Annotated in this window: 20 protein-coding genes and 1 riboswitch; of the genes, 5 read left to right on the top strand and 15 right to left on the bottom strand. The window is 64.9% G+C overall.

Features of this window, described 5'->3' with window-relative positions; translation table 11 throughout:
• Positions 1 to 11 precede the first annotated feature (11 nt).
• Positions 12 to 1229: a M20 family metallopeptidase gene (locus ACFVSI_RS05440; protein ID WP_387820462.1), complete on the bottom strand. Its 1218-nt coding sequence runs from the start codon at positions 1227 to 1229 to the stop codon at positions 12 to 14.
• A gap of 140 nt (positions 1230 to 1369) precedes the next feature.
• Between ACFVSI_RS05440 and ACFVSI_RS05435 the strand changes: the two genes are divergently transcribed.
• Positions 1370 to 2407: an Lrp/AsnC family transcriptional regulator gene (locus ACFVSI_RS05435; protein ID WP_387820460.1), complete on the top strand. Its 1038-nt coding sequence runs from the start codon at positions 1370 to 1372 to the stop codon at positions 2405 to 2407.
• On the opposite strand, the gene ACFVSI_RS05430 is transcribed toward ACFVSI_RS05435, so the two are convergent.
• Positions 2404 to 3132 (bottom strand): SAM-dependent methyltransferase, encoded by a 729-nt coding sequence (locus tag ACFVSI_RS05430; RefSeq protein ID WP_387820459.1) that lies wholly within the window; start codon positions 3130 to 3132, stop codon positions 2404 to 2406. The genes ACFVSI_RS05435 and ACFVSI_RS05430 overlap by 4 nt on opposite strands.
• Before the next feature lie 72 nt (positions 3133 to 3204).
• A complete protein-coding gene (gene soxR / locus ACFVSI_RS05425; RefSeq protein WP_387820457.1) occupies positions 3205 to 3660 on the bottom strand; it encodes a redox-sensitive transcriptional activator SoxR in 456 nt (151 codons plus the stop codon).
• Positions 3661 to 3726: 66 nt separating this feature from the next.
• Here soxR and ACFVSI_RS05420 point away from each other — a divergent pair, with 66 nt between their 5' ends.
• Both ACFVSI_RS05420 and ACFVSI_RS05415 read left to right on the top strand, forming a co-directional pair.
• Positions 3727 to 5127, top strand: coding sequence for an MFS transporter (locus ACFVSI_RS05420; protein ID WP_387820455.1), 1401 nt, complete (start codon positions 3727 to 3729; stop codon positions 5125 to 5127).
• A gap of 351 nt (positions 5128 to 5478) precedes the next feature.
• On the top strand, positions 5479 to 7194 hold the full coding sequence (locus ACFVSI_RS05415) for a DEAD/DEAH box helicase (protein WP_387820453.1): 1716 nt from the start codon (positions 5479 to 5481) through the stop codon (positions 7192 to 7194).
• Between the two features lie 156 nt (positions 7195 to 7350).
• On the opposite strand, the gene ACFVSI_RS05410 is transcribed toward ACFVSI_RS05415, so the two are convergent.
• The 5 genes from ACFVSI_RS05410 to ACFVSI_RS05390 form a co-directional block, all read right to left on the bottom strand.
• A complete protein-coding gene (locus tag ACFVSI_RS05410) occupies positions 7351 to 8001 on the bottom strand; it encodes an MBL fold metallo-hydrolase (RefSeq protein WP_387820451.1) in 651 nt (216 codons plus the stop codon).
• A 4-nt stretch (positions 8002 to 8005) separates the two neighbouring features.
• Positions 8006 to 9010, bottom strand: coding sequence for an aldo/keto reductase (locus tag ACFVSI_RS05405; protein ID WP_387820449.1), 1005 nt, complete (start codon positions 9008 to 9010; stop codon positions 8006 to 8008).
• A gap of 74 nt (positions 9011 to 9084) precedes the next feature.
• Entirely contained in the window at positions 9085 to 9462 is a 378-nt protein-coding gene (locus tag ACFVSI_RS05400; protein WP_387820447.1) for a DMT family transporter, read from the bottom strand.
• A gap of 2 nt (positions 9463 to 9464) precedes the next feature.
• Positions 9465 to 9779: a DMT family transporter gene (locus tag ACFVSI_RS05395; RefSeq protein ID WP_387820445.1), complete on the bottom strand. Its 315-nt coding sequence runs from the start codon at positions 9777 to 9779 to the stop codon at positions 9465 to 9467.
• Between the two features lie 9 nt (positions 9780 to 9788).
• Positions 9789 to 9854, bottom strand: a riboswitch (guanidine-III (ykkC-III) riboswitch).
• A gap of 49 nt (positions 9855 to 9903) precedes the next feature.
• Positions 9904 to 10515, bottom strand: coding sequence for a HutD family protein (locus tag ACFVSI_RS05390; RefSeq protein WP_387820443.1), 612 nt, complete (start codon positions 10513 to 10515; stop codon positions 9904 to 9906).
• Between the two features lie 97 nt (positions 10516 to 10612).
• Here ACFVSI_RS05390 and ACFVSI_RS05385 point away from each other — a divergent pair, with 97 nt between their 5' ends.
• A complete protein-coding gene (locus ACFVSI_RS05385) occupies positions 10613 to 11209 on the top strand; it encodes a phosphoribosylanthranilate isomerase (RefSeq protein WP_387820442.1) in 597 nt (198 codons plus the stop codon).
• Between the two features lie 144 nt (positions 11210 to 11353).
• Positions 11354 to 11755 (top strand): YccF domain-containing protein, encoded by a 402-nt coding sequence (locus tag ACFVSI_RS05380; RefSeq protein WP_144661254.1) that lies wholly within the window; start codon positions 11354 to 11356, stop codon positions 11753 to 11755.
• Here ACFVSI_RS05380 and ACFVSI_RS05375 read toward each other — a convergent pair.
• The 7 genes from ACFVSI_RS05375 to ACFVSI_RS05345 form a co-directional block, all read right to left on the bottom strand.
• Positions 11752 to 13407 carry an exo-alpha-sialidase gene (locus ACFVSI_RS05375; protein ID WP_387820439.1) on the bottom strand — a complete coding sequence of 552 codons (1656 nt, stop codon included), beginning with the start codon at positions 13405 to 13407 and terminating at the stop codon, positions 11752 to 11754. The two genes, ACFVSI_RS05380 and ACFVSI_RS05375, sit on opposite strands and share 4 nt — an antisense overlap.
• A 10-nt stretch (positions 13408 to 13417) precedes the next feature.
• Entirely contained in the window at positions 13418 to 14191 is a 774-nt protein-coding gene (locus tag ACFVSI_RS05370) for a 2-phosphosulfolactate phosphatase (RefSeq protein WP_387820437.1), read from the bottom strand.
• Positions 14188 to 15057 (bottom strand): DUF4031 domain-containing protein, encoded by an 870-nt coding sequence (locus ACFVSI_RS05365; RefSeq protein ID WP_387820435.1) that lies wholly within the window; start codon positions 15055 to 15057, stop codon positions 14188 to 14190. Before ACFVSI_RS05365 ends, ACFVSI_RS05370 begins: the two co-directional genes overlap by 4 nt.
• Before the next feature lie 132 nt (positions 15058 to 15189).
• On the bottom strand, positions 15190 to 16524 hold the full coding sequence (locus ACFVSI_RS05360; protein ID WP_387820434.1) for an FAD-binding oxidoreductase: 1335 nt from the start codon (positions 16522 to 16524) through the stop codon (positions 15190 to 15192).
• A gap of 102 nt (positions 16525 to 16626) precedes the next feature.
• Complete coding sequence (locus ACFVSI_RS05355) at positions 16627 to 17508, bottom strand: hypothetical protein (RefSeq protein WP_387820432.1); 882 nt, start codon at positions 17506 to 17508, stop codon at positions 16627 to 16629.
• A gap of 89 nt (positions 17509 to 17597) precedes the next feature.
• Positions 17598 to 18248: a response regulator gene (locus ACFVSI_RS05350; RefSeq protein ID WP_387820430.1), complete on the bottom strand. Its 651-nt coding sequence runs from the start codon at positions 18246 to 18248 to the stop codon at positions 17598 to 17600.
• Entirely contained in the window at positions 18245 to 19420 is a 1176-nt protein-coding gene (locus ACFVSI_RS05345) for a sensor histidine kinase (RefSeq protein WP_387820428.1), read from the bottom strand. The genes ACFVSI_RS05350 and ACFVSI_RS05345 overlap by 4 nt, the downstream gene beginning before the upstream one ends.
• Between the last annotated feature and the right edge of the window lie 80 nt (positions 19421 to 19500).

Here is a 19500-nt window from a genome sequence, read left to right as displayed (position 1 = left end):
TTCTCCAGGGGTTAGTTGCCGGCGAGGGTGGCGATGCGGGACACGGCGAGTTCGGCATAGAGCGCCGCACCGTCGGTGAGGACGCCGTCGTCGAACGTTGCGTACGGCGAGTGGTTGAAGGGCGACGTCGCGTGGTCGGCTCCGGGGGCGACGGCACTAAGTCCGACGAAGGTTCCGGGGACTTCGGCGAGGACACGGGAGAAGTCCTCCGAGCCGCTCAGGGGAGTGGCGATCCGGGTGTGCCTGGACTCGCCGAACAGCCCGGCGATGACGTTTTCCGCGGTGGTGGTCTCGTCGTCGTTGTTGATGGTGAGGGGGTATTCCTCTTGGTAATGCACGTCAGCCTCCAGGCCATGGGCTGCGGCGATGCCGTGGAGCAGCCGGGGTACTGTCTCCATCATCTTCCGCCGGGACTCTTCGGAAAAGGTCCGGATGGTGGCTTCGATCCGGGCGGTCTCGGGGATCACGTTGCGCTTGGTTCCAGCGTGGAGGACTCCCACGGTCAGGACTACGGGATCGAACATGTTGAACTGCCGGGTGACCATGACCTGGAGCGCCGTGACCATTTCGGCGGCGGCCGTGACAGGGTCCTTGGCGGAGTGCGGGGCTGAGCCGTGGCCCCCGGCGCCCAGGACAGTTACGACCAGTCCATCCGAGGAACTGAGCATGACGCCGGGCTTGGTGACGAACCGGCCGTGCGGTTCCAGGGAGGAAAAGACGTGCATGCCATAAGCGGTATCGGCGCGGCGGCCGGCAGCATCCAGGACGCCTTCCTTGATCATGTAGCTGGCGCCGTCGAATCCTTCTTCTCCGGGCTGGAACATGAGGATCACGTCGCCGGCCAACTGGTGCTGCCGCTCGGCAAGGAGCGTGGCGGCTCCGGCGAGCATGGACGTGTGAAGGTCGTGGCCGCAGGCATGCATCGCGCCGTCCACACGTGAGGTGTAGTCGACGCCCGTGGTCTCCTGCACCGGCAATCCGTCCATGTCCGCCCGCAGCAACACCACGGGCTTCTCGGCCGACGCGTGGGACGCACCGCCGCGCAGGACCGCGGTGACCGACGTCGTCTCTTTGCCCAAGGTGATTTCGTACGGGAGTCCGTCCAGCGCCTTGAGCACCTTCTCCTGGGTGCGGGGGAGTTGCAGGCCGATCTCCGGTTCGCGGTGGAGGTCGTGGCGGAGGCGGACGATGTCCTCCTGCAGTTCCTTGGCGTCGGCGACGATGGTCATGATTCTCCTGGATCTATCCGGTGATGGGTTCCTCATGCCATTGTGGGGTGACCTGCTTCACACGCTCCAAAACAACTGTAAATATGCATGGCTGGGTCTGATTTAGCAGGAATCATGCGTCACTTTGGGATAATCAGCTCATGGAGCTCAGCGAAGAAGATCTGCGCTTGGTCAACGCCTTGCAGATATCACCCCGGATCAGCTGGTCCGACGCCGGCAGCGTCCTGGGCGTCCACGCCACCACTCTGGCCTCGCGCTGGGACCGCCTGCGGGCTGTCGGCGCCGCCTGGACCACGGCACACTTGATGGGCGATCCCAAGGACATGTGCCTCGCCATGGTGGACATCGACTGCGAAATGCACTTGCGGCCGGACGTCACGGCCGCGGTGGCGCAACTTCCCGAAGTCATCACCGTGGAAGAGGCTGCCAGCAACCGTGACCTGACCCTCACGGTGATCACCCAGGACCTCGAGCAGTTCAGCACCCACGTATTGCCCCGGCTCAAGGAAATCCGCGGACTCACGAAGTACCACACGGCCCTGTGTACGCGGATCCACACCAGTGGCTACGCTTGGCGTTTGAACGTGCTCAGCAAAGCCGAACAACAGGCTTTGCGGGCGCTCGCAGGCCCTGAGGCCGGCAATCCTTCAGCCCTGGATACGGTGGTGGCACCCCTGCCCGAAACACACCTGGCGCTCATCCCGTTCCTTGCCCGCGACGGCCGCGCCACGGCCGCGGAAATCGCCCGTGCCCTGGGCCGCAACCCGGCTACGGTCCAGCGTCAACTAGGGCGCGTACTGGCCAGCCGGATGCTGTCTTTCCGCTGCGAAATAGCCCAGCAGTTCTCCGGGTTCCCCATCACCGTCCAGTGGTTCGCCAACGTCCCGCCCGGGCAGCACGAAGCCGCCGCCACCGAACTCCGGGCCATCCGCAACATCCGCTTTTCCGCGTCCACCACGGGCCGGACAAACTTCACCATGATCATGTGGCTGCGTTCGCTGGCGGACGTGATGGAAATGGAACTCACCATCCAACAGCGGATTCCTGGAATCGAACTGGTGGAAAGCGTAGTGATGCTCAATACCGCCAAGCGTGTGGGATGGATGCTGAATCCCGATTCGACCGCCACGGGAACAGTGGTCCCGCCGTACGGTGAGCTGCTGCCTGCGGGTATTTAGGCGCGCTTCGTCGCCCTCAGGACAGTGTCCAGGGTGGTGCCGGATTCGCCGTTCGGGCCCGATACGATTCGTTTCCTGTCCGTCAGGACGTTTACGAACCACGGCGCGCGGTCCAGCCGCAAAGCTCCCGCCAGCTGCTCAGGAGTGAAGAACATCCCGGGCTCGTGGTGGTGCTGGCTCCAGGAAGGGAGGCCGTGCGGGTGATGACCCACCACCAGCAACGTGCCGCCGGGTGCGACGGCCGCGGCAGCTGAAGTGACAGAATTGCGCCACGGCAGCAGGGGCGAGTGCAGGAACTGCGCCGAGACCAAGTCAAAGTCCGGCTGCGGTTCCCACTCGGTGAGGTCTTGTTGCTGCCACGTGATCCGGTCGGTGACGCCCGCTTCCTCCGCATGGGCTGCTGCCCGTTCAAGCGCGACGGCGGACACGTCCAAGGCGGTCACCGTCCAGCCCTGTTTCGCGAGCCAGATGGCGTCGCCGCCTTCCCCGCAGCCGAGGTCAAGGGCACTGCCGGGCTTCAGGTCCTGGGCTTCGGCCACCAGCTGCGGGTTCGGATTTCCGCTCCAGATCTTGGCCCGCTCCCGGTACATGCCATCCCACATGTCCACTGCGTTGTCCGCGTCTTTATGGAGGTTCAGCCCACCCTGCTGGGCACCTTCATGGCGGGCGCTGTCGTGCTGGTCGCCGTGTTGGTGAGTGACGGCGTCGTGCGTGTGTTCAGTCATGACCCAAGCGTGCCAAGAGGCTACAGCGCAAGGCAATGCCTGTTGCCGTTTCGGCAAGATCGGCAAGTTGCGCTACGCCGGCGCGTTCCATCGCAGGGCTCCGGCCCCGGAAGCGCCGAGCTCGTCCGACGGGTTCTGCAGCGTGCAGGACTTCAAGCTCAGGCAGCCGCATCCGATGCACCCATCGAGATCGTTGCGAAGGTGCTGCAGCGCCGCGATCCGCGCATCGAGTTCCTCCCGCCAGCGCAGCGACAACTTACTCCAGTCGCCTTTGGTGGGCGTGCGACCTTGCGGCAAGGAATCCAGGGCGTCCCGGATATCCTTCAGCGGCAGGCCCACCCGCTGCGAGGTCTTGATGAATGCCACGCGCCTGAGGGTGTCGCGACGATACCGGCGTTGGTTTCCGGACGTCCGCTCGGCTTCGATGAGCCCGTTGCGTTCGTAGAAGTGCAGGGCCGACGGCGACACTCCGCTGCGCTCGGACAGCTCACCGATGGTCAGGGGTCGGTGTGCGGGGGCTGCGGACATGGAACTGCCTCCGGTTGGGTGTGCTGGATTGACCTCAACATTAGTTGAGGTTTTAGGCTGGCGTCCATGACCCCTGACACCTCAACGGCCCGAATTCTGGGCCGGCCCTACCTCCTGGCGACCGTGGGAGCCTGCGCACTGGTCTTCCTGAGCGCGTTCGAATCCCTCGCGGTGACAACCATCATGCCGCTCGTGAGCCGGGACCTGGATGGGGCCAGCCTCTACGCGCTGGCTTTCGCCGGGCCGCTGGCTACCGGCGTCATGGGGATGGTGGCGGCAGGCAACTGGTCCGACCGGCGAGGTCCCGCAGCGCCCCTGTACTCCTCAGTGGGGTTGTTCGTGCTGGGCCTGCTCATCGCGGGAATGGCGGGAAGTATGGAGGTCCTGGTGCTCGGGCGCCTGGTGCAGGGCCTGGGTGGCGGCGCGATGACCGTGGCCCTTTACGTTTTGGTGGCCCGCGTCTACCCGCCCGTGCTGCACCCGAAAATCTTTGCCGCGTTCGCCGCGTCCTGGGTGGTCCCGTCCCTGGTGGGCCCCTTTGCCGCGGGCGTGGTGGCCCAGCTGAGCAGCTGGCACTGGGTGTTCCTGGGCGTCGTGGGCCTGGTTGTTCCCGCGTTGCTGATGGTGGTGCCTGCCGTGCGGGGGATGGATGCCGAACCCGCTGGCGAGACGGTTCCTTGGGCCTTTGGGCGCATGGGATGGGCGGCGCTCGCGGCCCTTGCCGTGCTGGGACTGAACCTGTCCGCAGAGGTTCCGGGCGTTGGCGGGGTGATTGCCGTCGTCGCGCTTGTCCTTGCACTGGTGGCTTTGCGACCGCTGGTTCCGCGCGGAACCCTGACCGCTGGGCGGGGTTTGCCCAGCGTGATCCTCACCCGCGGGTTGGCCTCTGCGGCGTTCTTCGGGGCCGAGGTCTACCTGCCGTACCTGCTGACCGAGCGCTACGCCTTCACCCCTACGTTTGCCGGGCTGACCCTGACCGGAGCTGCACTCGCGTGGGCTGGCGCGTCGGCGATCCAGGGGCGGCTGGGGTCGCGCCTGGCCGACCAGCGCGCCATCAAAACCGGGGCCTCGCTGGTACTGGTGGCAATTGTCCTGACCTTGGTGACGGCAAGCTTTACCTTGCCGGCAGCCGTGGCCATCGGTGGCTGGATCCTGGCGGGCGGAGGGATGGGGCTTATGTACCCGCGGCTGTCCGTCATGACGCTGGCGCTGTCCAGCGAGGAAAACCAAGGCTTCAACAGTGCGGCCATGTCCATCTCCGATTCCCTCGGTGGAGCATTGTCACTGGCCGCCACGGGATTGGTCTTCGCGGCATTCACGACGACGAACCCGTTTGCGGGGGTCTTCGCGCTGACGGCGGTGATCGCCGTCGTCGGGGTCGTCATTGCGCCGAGGGTCGCCACTCGCGCCTCCGCTCCCGAGGCCCGGACCACCGAACCCGAGCTCTCAGTGACGCAACCCAACTAGGGGACAGCACTTGTCGCAATGAGCGCTCATTACGACATGTGCTGTCCCCCAGTTGGGCGGGCGGAAGCGGGCGCAACGCTGCCCGATGCAAGGCTTGGCCCGGGACACTGCTAGAATGGAGACACTTGATGTGCGGTGACGCCCTGAAGCAGGTGGCCTGAAAGGCTGCGCGGCAGGGCATTTTTCATGTGAGAGGCACATCCTGCGTCGATGAACGCGTTCCATTTGGTCCCGGCCACCGCTGTTGCAGCGAACCGGTAGACCACCTGACTTTTCCTCGGCGAACCCCTGGCCCAACCGGCGTCGGGGGCCGATGTCCGCAACTGGACACCGCCCGAAAGACATGAAGTAATGACTACTTTTGCTGCCCTTGGCACGCCCAAGGCAATTGCTGAATCCCTCGCCGCAGACGGTATTGAGGAAGCATTCCCCATCCAGGTCAAGACCCTGCCGGACACCCTCGCCGGCCGCGACGTCCTGGGCCGTGGCCGCACCGGCTCCGGCAAGACCATCGCCTTCGCCATCCCGCTTGTGGCCCGCCTGGCCGAGCGCGAAGCCAAGCACTTCCGCAAGCCCGGCCGTCCCATGGGCCTGGTCCTGGCACCGACCCGCGAGCTTGCAACCCAGATCAACGCCACCATCGAGCCGCTGGCCAAAGCCATGGGCCTGAACACCACGGTGATCTACGGCGGCATCTCCCAGGCACGCCAGGAAAAGGCGCTGCGTGCCGGCGTCGACATCGTCATCGCCTGCCCGGGCCGCCTCGAGGACCTGATCCGACAGCGCATCCTGACCCTCGAAGCCGTTGAGGTTACCGTCCTGGACGAGGCCGACCACATGGCAGACCTCGGCTTCCTCCCGGTGGTCAAGAAGCTCATGGACATGACCCCCAAGCAGGGTCAGCGCCTGCTCTTCTCCGCGACGTTGGACAACGGTGTTGACAAGCTGGTCAGCCGTTACCTGTCCAACCCGCTGACGCACTCCGTGGACGATCCCCAGGCCGCTGTCACCACCATGGAACACCACGTCCTGGTGGTCAACGACCAGACCGTCAAGAAGCAGCTCATCGTGGAACTGGCCTCCGGCGCCGGCCGCCGCGTCCTGTTCATGCGGACCAAGCACCACGCCCGCAAACTTGCCAAGACCCTCACGGACGCCGGCATCCCCGCCGTCGACCTGCACGGAAACCTGTCGCAGAACGCCCGCGACCGCAACCTGGCCGAGTTCTCCAACGGCGACGTCCGCGTCCTGGTGGCCACCGACGTCGCGGCCCGCGGCGTGCACGTTGACGACGTCGAACTCGTCATCCACGTCGACCCGCCTACAGAGCACAAGGCCTACCTGCACCGTTCCGGCCGTACGGCCCGCGCAGGTTCCGACGGCACCGTGGTCACGCTGACCCTCCCGGAGCAGCAGCAGGACGTCAAAAAGCTCATGAAGGCTGCCGGCGTGGACGTTTCGTTCGAGCGTGTTACGGCGAACTCCCCGTTGGTTGCCGAACTCGTGGGCGAGATCGCCGACAAGGTCGATCCCCGCACCCGTGCGGCGCTGCTCGCCGCGAAGGCTCCGCAGCAGGGTGGCGGCACCTCCACCGGTGCCAACGCCCAGCGTAAGCGCGCCCGCCGTTCCGGCCAGGCTGCTCCGACTGCTGGTGGCCGTGGCGGTCGCGGTGGTCGTGGCAAGGTCGCAGCCGAGCCGGTTCGCACCGACGTCAACCGCGCCGAGCGTCGCGCAGCAATGAACGACGACGTCGCCCGCAACTCCCGCGGTCGCGGCAAGTCGGGTGCCACGCACCGCAACGACGTGCCGGGTTCGCAGGGACAGGGCGGTCGCAGTGGCCGTCCGGCTACCGGGCAGCGCTCGGCCTCGGCTCCGCGTTCGGCGTCGGCCACCACGACGCGCGGCACCGGAAACAAGGCTGTTTGGTCTTCGAACACCGGCGGCACGTCAGGTGGATCCTTCGGTTCGGGCAACTCCGGCCGCGGTGGTTCCGGCTCGGGTCGTCCGGCCCGCAGCGGTCCCCGTCGCGCTTCGGCTCCGGCCTCGAACGAGCGCCGCGGCCGCTAAGGTCCCGTTCCCCGCGTTGTGAGGCCTACTCTGCGTCGTATTCCTTGGGGATGGCGCGCAGAGCAGGCCCCGCAAGTTGACAGCCCGCGTTGTGAGGCCCACTCTGCGTCGTATTCCGTAGGTTTGGCGCGCAGAGTAGGCCCCGCAACGCGTGCACTACCAGCCCCGGGCGCGCCACTCTTCCAGATGTGGCCGCTCGGCTCCGAGGGTAGTGGGCAGCCCATGTCCCGGGTGCACCACGGTGTCATCCGGGTAGGCGTCGAACAGCCGTTCCGTCACGTCGTTCAACAGTGACGTGAAGCGTGCGGAATCGTTCTGTGTGTTGCCGACGCCACCCGGAAACAACGAGTCGCCACTGAAAATGTGGGCGGGCCCGTCCGGATCCTGGTACACGAACGCGATCGAGCCCGGGGTGTGTCCGCGCAAGTGGACTGCCGTGAGCTCGAAGCCGTCGAACCGCTCAACGTCGCCGTGACCAAGCCGGATGTCCACCGGAACCGGCAGCGCATCGGCGTCGTCCGCTCCTGCTGAGGTGGTGGCCCCGGTCACTTCCACCAGCTCCGCCAATGCTCGGACGTGGTCCCAGTGCTGGTGGGTGGTTGCGATCCTGGCCAGCTTGGTGGGCTCGGCTGCGTCCGCGGTGGAGTCCGCCAGGAGTTGCTGAATGGCCGGGAGGTCGTCGGCAGCGTCGATCAACACCTGTTCGCCTGTGGACTTGGAGGTCACCAGGTAGACGTTGTTGTTCATTTCGCTGACGGAGATGCTGCGGATAGTGACGTCGCGCAGTGAATGAATAAGCGAATCCATGATGTCAGCCTACGTGGTTGGCTTCACGGCCTTGCGAGACCCAGTTGGGGTCGGCGGATCGTGAACCGACGACGGCGGCTGCAGCTTGGTCGAGCACCTCAAGCTGCGCTGTTCCCAGTTGCACGGACAGTGCGCCAAGGTTCTCGTCGATCCGGTGCGCCTTGCGCGTGCCGGGGATGGGAACCACGGAAATCCCAAGGCGCTGACCTTGGGCGAACAGCCAAGCCAGGGCTACCTGGGCCGGAGTTGCATCCAGCCCGCTGGCTACCTCGCGGACTGCGGCCACCACAGCCTGGTTCGCATCAAGTGCTTGCTCGCCAAAGCGCGGGATCTTGTGCCGGAAGTCATTCTCGCCAAGGTCACCTGCGCTGACGGTTCCCGTAAGGAACCCGCGGCCCAGCGGCGAATACGGCACGAACCCAACGCCAAGCTCCTTCGCTGCAGGCACGACATTGAGCTCGACATCCCTGCTCCAGATGGACCATTCACTCTGGACCGCGGCAATGGGATGGACGGCGTTGGCCTGCCTGAGCTCCTCGGCTGTCACTTCGGACAAGCCGAGGTGCCTGACTTTGCCCTCTCGGACCAGCTCCGCCATGGCCTCCACGGTTTCCACAATCGGAACGCGGAGGTCACGGCGGTGCATGTAGTAGAGGTCAATGACATCAGTGTCCAGGCGGCGGAGGCTCGCTTCTGCTGCCTGCCTGACGTAGGCGGCATCCCCGCGGACGCCCGAGTAGCCGTCCGCGGGGTTGCCCTCAATCCCGAATTTGGTGGCGAGTTGAATCTCGTCACGGCGTTCCTTGAGGAGACGGCCCACGAGTTCCTCATTGCTGCCTGCGCCGTACACATTCGCGGTGTCGATGAACGTGATCCCGGCGTCCACCGCATGCCTGAGCGTTTGCAGGCCTTCTTCAGGGTCGATCCCGCCATAAACGGGGGTAAGGGCCATGCCTCCGAAGCCGAGGGGGCTGACGGTGAGGCCATCTCCGAGCTGAACTGCAGTCATGAACGTCTCCAATGCGCGCGTTTTGGGTGCTCTTGAAGGCGGCAACTCCAGGGTGCCGGAGGGTATTCCCTGCTCTAGTTGGCCTTTGCGGGGGTTTTTCCGGAGGGCAACGCCTTCAAACCTGCAGCACAGCCCACGATTCCCGCGATGAACAGCAGCTTCAGCGGGCTCGCCGATTCCACGCCGGTGATCATTGCCCAGCCAACGGTCAGTGCAGCACCGATACCCACCCAGACTGCATAGGCCGTGCCGAGCGGGATGCGCTTCACGGCGATGCCCAGTCCGAGCATGCTCAATACCGCTGTTACGGTGAACACCAGGGTGGGCATGAGTTGCGTGAAGCCGTCGGAGAGTCCCATGGCCGTGGCCCACACAGCTTCGAGCAGTGCCGAAGCCAAGAGGATGACCCAAAAGATTCCGGTGTTCTGTGCTTTCCTAGCCTGTGCAGTCATGGCTACGCCACCACCTTCAGGCCGACCACGCACGCGCCGATGCCGGCCAGCAGGAGCAGCCGGGCCGTCGTCGTGGGTTCAACCTTGGTGACCATCGCGTACGCCGCCGTCAGCACGACGCCCACACCAACCCAGACGGCGTACGCCGTGCCGGTCGGGATGGTTTGCATGGCGATTGCGAGGCCGCCCATGCTCGCGACGACTGCAACCAGGAAAACAACTGTGGGAACAGGCCTGCGGAAGCCTTTGGACCGGTGCAGGGCTGCGGCCCAGACGGCCTCAAGCGCACCGGAGAGAATGAGAATTAACCACGACATGACATTTCCTTTGGCCAGTCTTGTCGCGTGCCGGGTACTGAACCGTCGTCCGGAGGTTCCAGAGCGGAACCTTCATTTCAGGCTAGCAACTCCCGCGTGGGGTGGCCACTTGTGGTGGCGAAGGTCACCCGACGTGGTCGATCGAGATCACGGCAACGAAACCCCTGCCGGAGATCTCGGGACTGCGGGTATCTGAACCAACCACGGTGTCATACCGGGACAGCTCAACGGGTTCGCCCGCGCTGGTGGCCGCTTCGCCGTCGTCAGGCTCTGTTACGGCACCGGTCGCAACGCTCGCTTTGCCCTCCAACAGCACCGCCAGCTGCCCCTCGAATACCGGATGCGGGCGCTTCTTGGAGATCTCCACGATGGATGTGTAGCCCTTGAAGGCGCCTGCGCGTGCGATGACGTTCAGGTCCCGGATATCGCCGGTAGGCAGGGTGGCCGAGGACGCGGCTTCGCCCGAAAAGCGGAACGGGCGGTACTTCTCCAGCGGGTGCTCGGAGCCGTCGACGGTCAGGAGCAGCAGTTCGCCGTCGATGATGGTGATGACCCGCTCCATGCCCGGGAACACGGAAAAATCGCCCGCTGTGGAGACATCCGCGATGCTGACCCGCCAATCCCAGGCACCGTCCTGCGCGGAGGCGGCTTTGGGATGGCTCGCGAGCTCGCGCGTCACCCCGCCCCCATTGCGCCACGGTTCGGGACGGACATCGGCAAAACGGATAATCTCCATTCGACCAGCCTAGTGGTGGACGCCGTTTCTCCGGTGGCAACGCGGCTTGCTAACGTCATATGTGGAAAACGTTGCGGGGATTGCTTGGAGGCGCTGGATGTTCGTGAAAGTGTGCGGCTTGAGCACCCCCGAATCCGTGCGCGAAGCCGTCGACGCCGGTGCGGACGCCGTCGGTTTCGTCCTTACCGCCAGTCCCCGCGAAGTCAGCCCGGACCAGGTCCGCATTCTGCTTCCGTTGGTGCCTGCGTCGGTGAAACCCGTGGGGGTTTTCCGCCACGAGTCAGCCGCCGATGCCGTGCATACTGCCCGCGCCGCCGGCCTCGAATGGGTCCAGCTTCACGGTCACCGCACTGCCGACGACGTCACAACAGTGCACGACGCCGGGATGCGGGTTATCAGGGCCGTCACCATGGGTGCCTCCCCGGACGAGTTCGCTGATCTGGGCGAGGACGTGTTCCTGATCGATGCCGCCGTGCCGGGGTCGGGGGAGTCCTGGGACTACGCGTCCGTTCGCGAAAAGGGTCTCGACGGCCGTGAATGGTTGCTCGCCGGTGGCTTGGAGCCCGGCAACGTGGCGTTCGCCGCCGCGGCTGCAGGGGCCTGGGGCGTGGATGTTTCCTCGGGTGTTGAATCGTCGCGGGGTGTGAAGGACCTGGCCAAGATCCGCGCGTTCGTCCGGGCCGCCAAAGCCTGACCCTCGCTCACATCCCGATTGGATGTGATGGAGGGTTGGCGTGATGGTGCGGGGATGTGATGGAGGGTTGGCGGGGCAAAGTCAGGGGAATTTCAGGGCAGACCCCGAGCCCTTTTGTCGGGGCCACAGGGCAGAATGAAGAGTATGAAAACGCTGCTCAACATCATCTGGCTTGTCTTCGGTGGCTTCTGGTTGGCCTTGGGTTATTTCGCGGCTGGAATCATTTGCTGCGTCCTCATCGTGACCATCCCATGGGGCATCGCATCGTTCCGGATCGGCGCATACTGCCTGTGGCCTTTCGGACAGATGGTGGTGGAGAAGCCTGGCGGATCCGGGGTCTTCGCGCTCCTGGGCAACGTCATTTGGCTGCTCGTGGCGGGCATCTGGATTGCCATCGGACACGTCGTCACGGCGTTCGCCATGGCCATCACAATCGTGGGAATTCCGTTGGCCATCGCCAACCTGAAGCTGATCCCGGTATCGCTCATGCCCCTCGGAAAGCAGATCGTGCCCACCAACCAGCCGTTCGTCAGCTCTTACCGCTAGGAAACGACCACCGATCCCGTCCGCAGATCAAACTGGAACTTCCGCGCCCGACGTACCGACCCGCCGTCGGCCTCCACCGCGAAGCAAAGTTCCAACGCGTCCCGAGCGAGATCTGAAGCGGTGATCGTGTACGTCGGCGTGAAGTAGAGCGCATATTCACCGGGCTGCAGCTCCGCCGGCGGGAAGTCGGCCGGGTTGCGGTGCGGCCCATGAAGTTCGACGCCGGTCATCGCCTTGCCGGAGCAGTTGCGGGCGCGTCCGGTGAAGGCAAGGATGTCTCCGGCTTTGTAGCCCGGGATGATAGGGCCGTAGTTGAGGTCTTGGGCTTCCCGGGTGCCGAGAATTTGATCGCCGGTGTAGCCCTGCCCGATCTCCTTCCACGTTTGGACGTCCCATTGATCTCCGCCGGAGGAAGGGATCACGTGGGCTTCGCCGGCGTTCCGCCACGAATCGGGCCTGCCTGGGGTTACGGAGCGCAGCTCCATGTCGAAGACCAAGCCCGTGAGCTGAGGAGCCGTTGAAGGCGGCGCGGAAAGTTGCCCCGTGAGCTGTTCAGCGGGGATTGAAGCGAACACGATTTCCCTGTAACCCTGCCGCTCGTAGACCACTCCGATGTTGCCGTCCGGCAGCCGTGTCACCGTGGAGTACGCCGAGCTGCCGGGGCACACCACAAGCTTGGCAGGCCAGGTGGCGCCGTTGTCCGTGGAGAGGCTCAAGACGGTGTTCCGACGCAGGTGAGGGTCGTGGTTGTTGCTGGCGAGCAGCCACGTCGCCCTGAACCCGGGATTCCCCACGTTTACCCCAGGCAGTCCGTCAAAACGGGCCACGGCGCCGTTGTCGCTGGGGTCCGGAAGATCCGGAACGGCTTCCAGCGCGCTCCAGCTTTGACCTCCGTCTTCGGAAAGGGCGGCCAGACGGCACGGCGTGGCCCGGGAATGCAGGAGCAACCGGCCATCGTCCAGGCACACAACTTTGTTCTCGTTCGGCCCTACCCCTCCCTGGCCCGGACCTATCAGCTCACCCAGCTGCCACGTCTCTCCGTGGTCGTCGCTGTAGGCAGAGGCAGCCATGATGGAGCCGTCCACCAAGAGCACATACTGCTGAACCAGCCTGCCCGCAAAAGGGCCGGTGTGCAGCTGGATGCCCTGCCCGGCGGCGGCAAAAAGCCCGGCAATCCCTCGGTTCTTGAGCTGTGCGGTGAGCCGACGGTGGTGCCAGGTCCCGCCGTCGTCGTCTGAATAGCTGACGTCCGCATGCTGCACGTCGTCCTCCGGCTCCAAGCCGGTGGCCGATTCAAAGAAGCCCGCGTGGGTACCGGCAGCGTGGAACATGAAGATGCGCCCGGTCTGGGTGTCCACCAGGAGGCTCGGATCGCCGAAGCCCTGCAGCCCTGTGCCCGTACGGACCACCTGCTGCTGCTCCCACGTAGCCCCGTTGTCATAGCTTCGCCGGAGAAGGAGATCGATGGGGCTCGGGAGGTCATCCAGGTTGGGCCGGCCGTCGTAGGCAGCGAGCACGGTGCCTCCCGTACTGACCGCCAGGGCAGGGATCCGGTACTGCCGGTAACCGCCGGTTCCCCGAACGGCCAGGACATGCTCGGCGGTGGGAACGGCCAAAGGGTACGGATCATCCGCGAAGAGGTAGGAGGTCACACCTCCTAGTCTAGCTCGCGGGAAAACCCCTAAAACAACCGTCCTCCAGCACAGCCACCACTGAACTGGCATCCAGCTCCGCCGCGATCGCAACATCCTCCGCGTACCCGGCGTCGACTAGTTCGCGCCCACTCGAACAACCCCGTAAAACAGCGTCCAAATGGGGTTCTGCTGCGTCGAAGGCTGCCCCGGCAGCTGCGGCCTCGGGGGAGAAATTGTGCCGCCCAGCTGCTGCCAGTCCGGCGAGAAACGCGCCCGCTCCGAGTTCGTCCTCCAGCGCCGGCCGCAACGCGCCATGACGCCAGGCCTCACCCGCCGCAATAACGGCGATTACGGCATCAGCGGGCAACTCGGAATGCACCCAGTCGGCAGTTGCAGCGGCATTCCGCAGAGAGACCGCAACCACCTTCCGCGCCGAGGAAATGAGCTCATGGCTGATCGTGGCGCCGTTGGGGGAGGGCAGAACCACCCGGTCCAAGGTGTGGGCCGCGCGAAGACTCCGGGGCGACAAACTCAACCCCTCGGAGCCTCTCGGACCCGCCAGTGAAGCACCGCGATGCGCCGCGAATTCGCTGGCCCCGGCATCGCGCATGGGATAGGGGAAGACCTGCGCCCCGCGGTCAACCGCAACGCTGACGCACGTGGTGAACGACAAAACGTCAACCACCACCGCGAGGTCGGCTCCCGGCACCACCGCACGTGCGCCGTCGAGCCCCCATTCGAACCGCACCGAGTACGGAAGTTGCCGCTGCGCCGCCCCTGGTTCGCTGAGCACGGTGCTCACGCCAATTCGGCGGCGAGGTTCCGGCGCGCGGCGGCGAGCCAGAGGCCTTGTGCGCGTTCGCTATGGAACAGCGGGTCCAGGTCCAGGAGGTGACGTACGACGGCGGCCCGCCCCTTGGCGAAATCGGCGTCACTGACGTGGTCGTAGTCTTCGCGGACGGCGGCCAGATACCGTGCGTACGACTGTTCGTCCCCTCCCAGGACGGAGAGGTCCGCATCGCAGAGCAGGGCCCCGGCGTGGTCACCGGGTTCGGGCTGGTGCTTGGACGTGAGCCGGACGAGCCGGGCGACCTCGGCTACATCAGCGGGAGCCAGGCCGGCCAAGGTCAGGCGGTTTTCGGCCAGGAGTGCCGACTCTTCCTCATCCTGCCCGGCGACCCCTTCGTAAACGGCATCATGGAACCAGGCCGCGAGCGACACAGTTCGGGCGGGCAACGCCGGTTCAGTCAGGGTGTCCAAGGCTTCAAGGACGGCCAGCAGGTGGGTCCGGCTGTGGTATTTCCGGCCGTTTTCGCCCCACCGTTCCAGCAGTTCCAAGCCAAGCTCTTCGTGTCCTGGGTAGATGGTGTTCCAGCGCTCCAGCAGGGGAACGGTCAGTGCCTTGCTTCGTTCGCGGGCGGGGATGCGCAGTCCGCTGGCAATAAGTTTGCGGACCAGGATGCGGGCTTCCACAGGGATGGCCCCTGCCTGCACCAGGTCGTCGTAGCGGCGTTCCGGGACGTCGTAGTGGTCGCCGTCGAAGGCCCGCTCGGGTACGCCCGCGGCCGCTGCGAAGGCATGCAGCTCATCCAACGACGTGTCCGACACCAAGTGTGAAAACACCGTACCGTGGGCCGGCCACAGGGGCGGATCGACGTAGATAGCCATGGCCAAAGTGTAATCCCGGCGATCCTTCCCAGTTGCCGCCCGTCGGGACGCCTACCGCCGTGCTTGCCGTCCCGGAGACAGGGGCGCCAGTGCTCTTGCCGTTCGTGGCAACTGGGAAGGAGTTGGGAGACCTCAGTGTTCCGCCGGCAGGATGTTCTGGTTGCCGCGGAATACGTTGTCGGGGTCGAATTGACCCTTCACCAGGGAAAGCCGACGGTAGTTCTGTTCACCGTAGGCCGCCATGATCCGGTCTTGGCCCTCGTCGCCGATGAAGTTCAGCCAGACACCGCCCGTGGTGTGGGGTGCGATGTCATGCCGGAACTGCTTGACCCAGGCCTTGGCTTCCTGCCCGCCTTCCCGGGTTTCCGCGAGCCCGAACGGGTGGCTGACCCACGCCGCGCCCCTGTTCTGCAAGGGAGTGTTGGCCGCGGCGGGTCCGGATACGGCACCACCCCAGCGCGCTACCAGCTGCTGCGAATGTGGGCCCGGGAGGCGCTGAGCGGAATCGACCAAGAGGTCCAAGGCGACGTCGTCGAGTTCGTCGTGGTAATCGGCGCTCCAGTAGTTGTAGTGGTCCGGGGGATCGTCGATCATGCACTGGAAGTCCGCGTATCCCATGGGCGAGACCAGATCCACTGCAGGGCCAAGCTCGCGGAACGGCTTTGCGTGTTCTTCGCCTGCTTCCACGGAGCCCGCGTAGAGGTAGGCCATACCCACCGCCAGCTTGCCCACCATGTCTTCCGGGACGAACTCTTCCGGGGGAGCGGTGAGATAGACCAAAGCAGTCCCGACGGCGTCGGGCGCTTCCAGCGCTATGCTGCGGAACGCCCGGGAGAGATCAAGGGCGTCTTCCCCCGGGAACAACATGAGCCCGGCCATCACAGTGGGACCGAGGTCGTGCAGCGCGAAGGTCAGGGACGTTGCTACGCCGAAGTTGCCGCCCCCGCCGTGGAGCGCCCAGAACAACTCCGGGTTCTCATCCTTGTTGGCGGTCACGTGCTCCCCCGAAGCAGTGACGAGGTCAACGGATACCAGGTTGTCGCACGCGAATCCGTAGCATCGCTCCAACCACCCTGAGCCTCCACCCAGGGTGAAGCCGGAGACACCTGTAGTGGACGCCCGTCCCCCTGTGACCGCCAGCCCGTGCTGCTGGGTGGCACGGTCGAACTCGCCCCAGGTAACGCCGCCGCCTACCGTAACCGTCTTGGCTTCGGGGTCAACGCTGATGGTCTTCATGGGGCGGACGTCAACCACCAGTCCGCCGTCGTTGGTGGACATGCCCGCCACCGAGTGACCGCCGGACCGCACGGCTACGTCCAGATTGTGGTTGTGGGCGTAGCGGAGGGCCTCGGCTACTTCGCCGGGATCCGCGCATTTGGCAATGACGGCCGGCTTTCGGTCGATCATCGCATTGAAGAGTTTCCGGGCCTCGTCATAGTTCGGGTTGTCCGGTCGAATCCATTCCATGGGACGCTCCTTCGCGCCTGAGACTCTCTCCCTGGAACAGGGTACTGCGGCCTCATCCGGCGGGCCATGGCTGGAGCTTACGGAATGCTTTCGGCGCCTGGATCAGCCCAGCAGAACCTTCGCCTTGGCCGAGGCGTCGGCGCGGATCCGCTTGACAGCCTCCACCTCGGGCTCCAGCTCTTTCATCCGCGTTGTCAGGTATTTATCCAGCACTGCGGTGATCTTTTCATCGAACCCTGTGCTCTGGCGGCAAGTGGCATCCGTGACGGCGATCTTCAGCTCCTTCTGGCCTCCTGCCTCGAGACCGGCAGATACGGCTTCACCGGGGTGGCTGTAGGGGAACGCGGTGGTGGACATGCATTCCTTCCAAGAATCCACAGCCGCCTGGATTTCTGCATCCTGGCCGGCAGCGTTGGTGGCGACCATCAGGGAGTTGAAAGCCAACCCGGTGGCCCTCATGTAGTTGTCGGCATTCCCATAGATCGCGGTGACTCCCTCGGCCGTGCAGCCTCCCCACAGCATCCCCGTACCTGCTGAGGACTGGACCACATTCTGTTCGGGGTTGCCGCCGCCGTGCAGCGCCTGCTGGAAGCCGGGATCGGCCATGAGCTTTCCCAGAGTGGTGTCCGGGGCTGGCTCGCCTGGCCCCTTGGGCTTGGACGAGGCGTAGCCGGAAATCCGTGCAGCCTCAACCGTGAGCGTATCGAATCCCACGTAGTTCTTGAGATCCACGGACTGCTGCCCTGCGGATACAGGCGTGTAATCGTAACCGGCCTTGGCCATGCACCGCCGGACGGCTTCGGCCACTCCCTTTTCGGCCACCGGGTCCGCCGAGGCAAACTGCTCCGCGGCGAGGGTGGTCCCTGATACAGGATGGTCCGCGGGCTTGGTCAGCATGGAGGAAACTCCCGGAGTGGCAGCGGCCGCCAATGTTGCAGCTGCGCCAGCGGCAAGGATCAGTGCCCCAATGGATTTCTTTTTCACTGTTTCTCCTTCATGACGAATTATCGTGGGTTTTTGGCAATGCGGTGGCTGACCCTGGTGCTTCCAGGGCCTGGTTGGAGCTGGAAAAATTAGGCGATCAGCTTGTTCTGGTAAGCGAACGCGACCAATTGGATACGGTTTTTGAGGTTGAGCTTGGACAAAATGTTCCCGATGTGGGACTTCACAGTGGCATCACTGAGCACCAGGGACGCGGCGATCTCCCCATTGGCCAGACCCTGCGCCGCGAGCATGAACACGTCCTGCTCACGGGCTGACAATGGCGCCAGGACGGCAGTGTTCGACTCAGCGGGAGTGGTGTAGTCCCTGAGCAGTTCATTGGTGGCCGAAGGCGCCATGACCGCATGGCCCGAGTGAACGGTGCGGATGGTGGCCAGCAGGAACTCCGGTGTCGCATCCTTGGTGAGGAAACCACCGGCACCTGCCTGGATGGCGCGGACAACGGCTTCGTCGTGCTGGATCGTTGTAAGCACTATGACCTTGGTCCTGCCCTTGCCTTCGGTGATGCGCCGGGTGGCCGTGATCCCGTCCATGACCGGCATCCGAATGTCCATCAGCATGACGTCCGGCTCCACGGCCTCCGCAAGTTCAACGGCCTGCTCACCGTCGGTGGCCTCACCTACCAGGTCGAGATCCGGCTGGCTGCGCAAAATCATCTTCAGACCGGCGCTGAACAGGGGTTGGTCGTCCACCAAAGCAACGCGGATCGGTGTTTCATTCATGGCAGGATTGCCTCCACTTCGAAGAGCTGACCGTTAGTGGCCGTCGTGAGTTGCCCGCCTGCCGCCGTCGCGCGTTCCCGCATCCCCGGGATGCCGCGTCCGGTTCCCGACGGCGGCACTTCAGCGCCGCCGTCGGCCAGCCTTGAACGGACCTTGAGGCGTAGGCCGCTGGGGCCGCGGGCGACGGTCACCACCGCGCCGGCGGTCCGGTCGCCGTGCTTGAACGCGTTCGTCAGGCTTTCCTGCACGATTCTGTAAACGGTGAGATCCTCTACCGGCGACAACTCTTCCAGCCCGCTCGTCTGCAGCTCAACGGGCATGCCACTGCTTTGCAGGTGGTGGACCAAGACGGGTAGCTCAGCGGCTCCCGGGGCTGGGCCTTCCAGTTCGGAACCGAAGCTTTGAACGAGCCGCCGGGTTTCCTGAAGGGCACTCCTGGCCGAGGACGCAATGACCTGCGCCGCTTCCTCCACGAGGTCCGGTTCGCTCCTGTGGACGTAGCGGATACCCTCGGCCTGCGCTGTAATGACGGCGAGGGAATGCGCCAGGACGTCGTGCAACTCGCGGGCGATCCTGTTGCGCTCCTGTTCGATCACCAAGGCACTGGCAGTAAATTCGAGCCGTGTCTCAGCCCGTTCCTTGGCCAGCCGGTTGGCAGCGGCCTGGCGGACCGACGCAGCAGCAGCCCAACCTGCGAGGTTGAGGGCAGAGAATGCCGCGAACACCAGGAAGGCGTAGACAGCAACACGAAACGGGCCGGCATCGGAGAGCTGCTTGCCGAATACAAAGTTGATCCACGAAGCGTCGGCGAACCAGTTCACGGTGATCAGGCCAGCTGCGGCCACAGTAGCTATGGGCAGGGGCCAACGTTGAGGTTCAAACCAGCCGAGAGCCGCGAAAAAGAAGAGCACGGGCAGGCAAACATAGGGGGTGGCGCCGGACAACATGACATCCGGAAAGATGCCGAATGCCTGCAAGCCCAGAGCTGCAAACGCGAAGATCACGGCCGGGACAGGGATCAGTTCCGCGGCGGCAACAGCGGCAGTCAGCGCCACCAGCAAGGCGCTCGCTGAATCAAAGCTGCGCTCCTCGAGAATCAGGAGGGCCACGAGCATGCCAAGGCCGGCAAGCGGTGCGGCTGCGGGGCGGAGCGCCCGGATTCGTGGGGTCATGCTTCAACCCTAGGGTGGGCTGCCCGGGCTTTGGCGCTCTTTGGCCCGGGTTCATCCTGGTGGGGGAGCAAGTTCGTCCG

It is taken from the genome of Paenarthrobacter sp. NPDC057981 (assembly GCF_042886835.1).
Lineage (GTDB): Bacteria > Actinomycetota > Actinomycetes > Actinomycetales > Micrococcaceae > Arthrobacter.
This window is presented reverse-complemented; position numbering and strand designations above follow the sequence as displayed.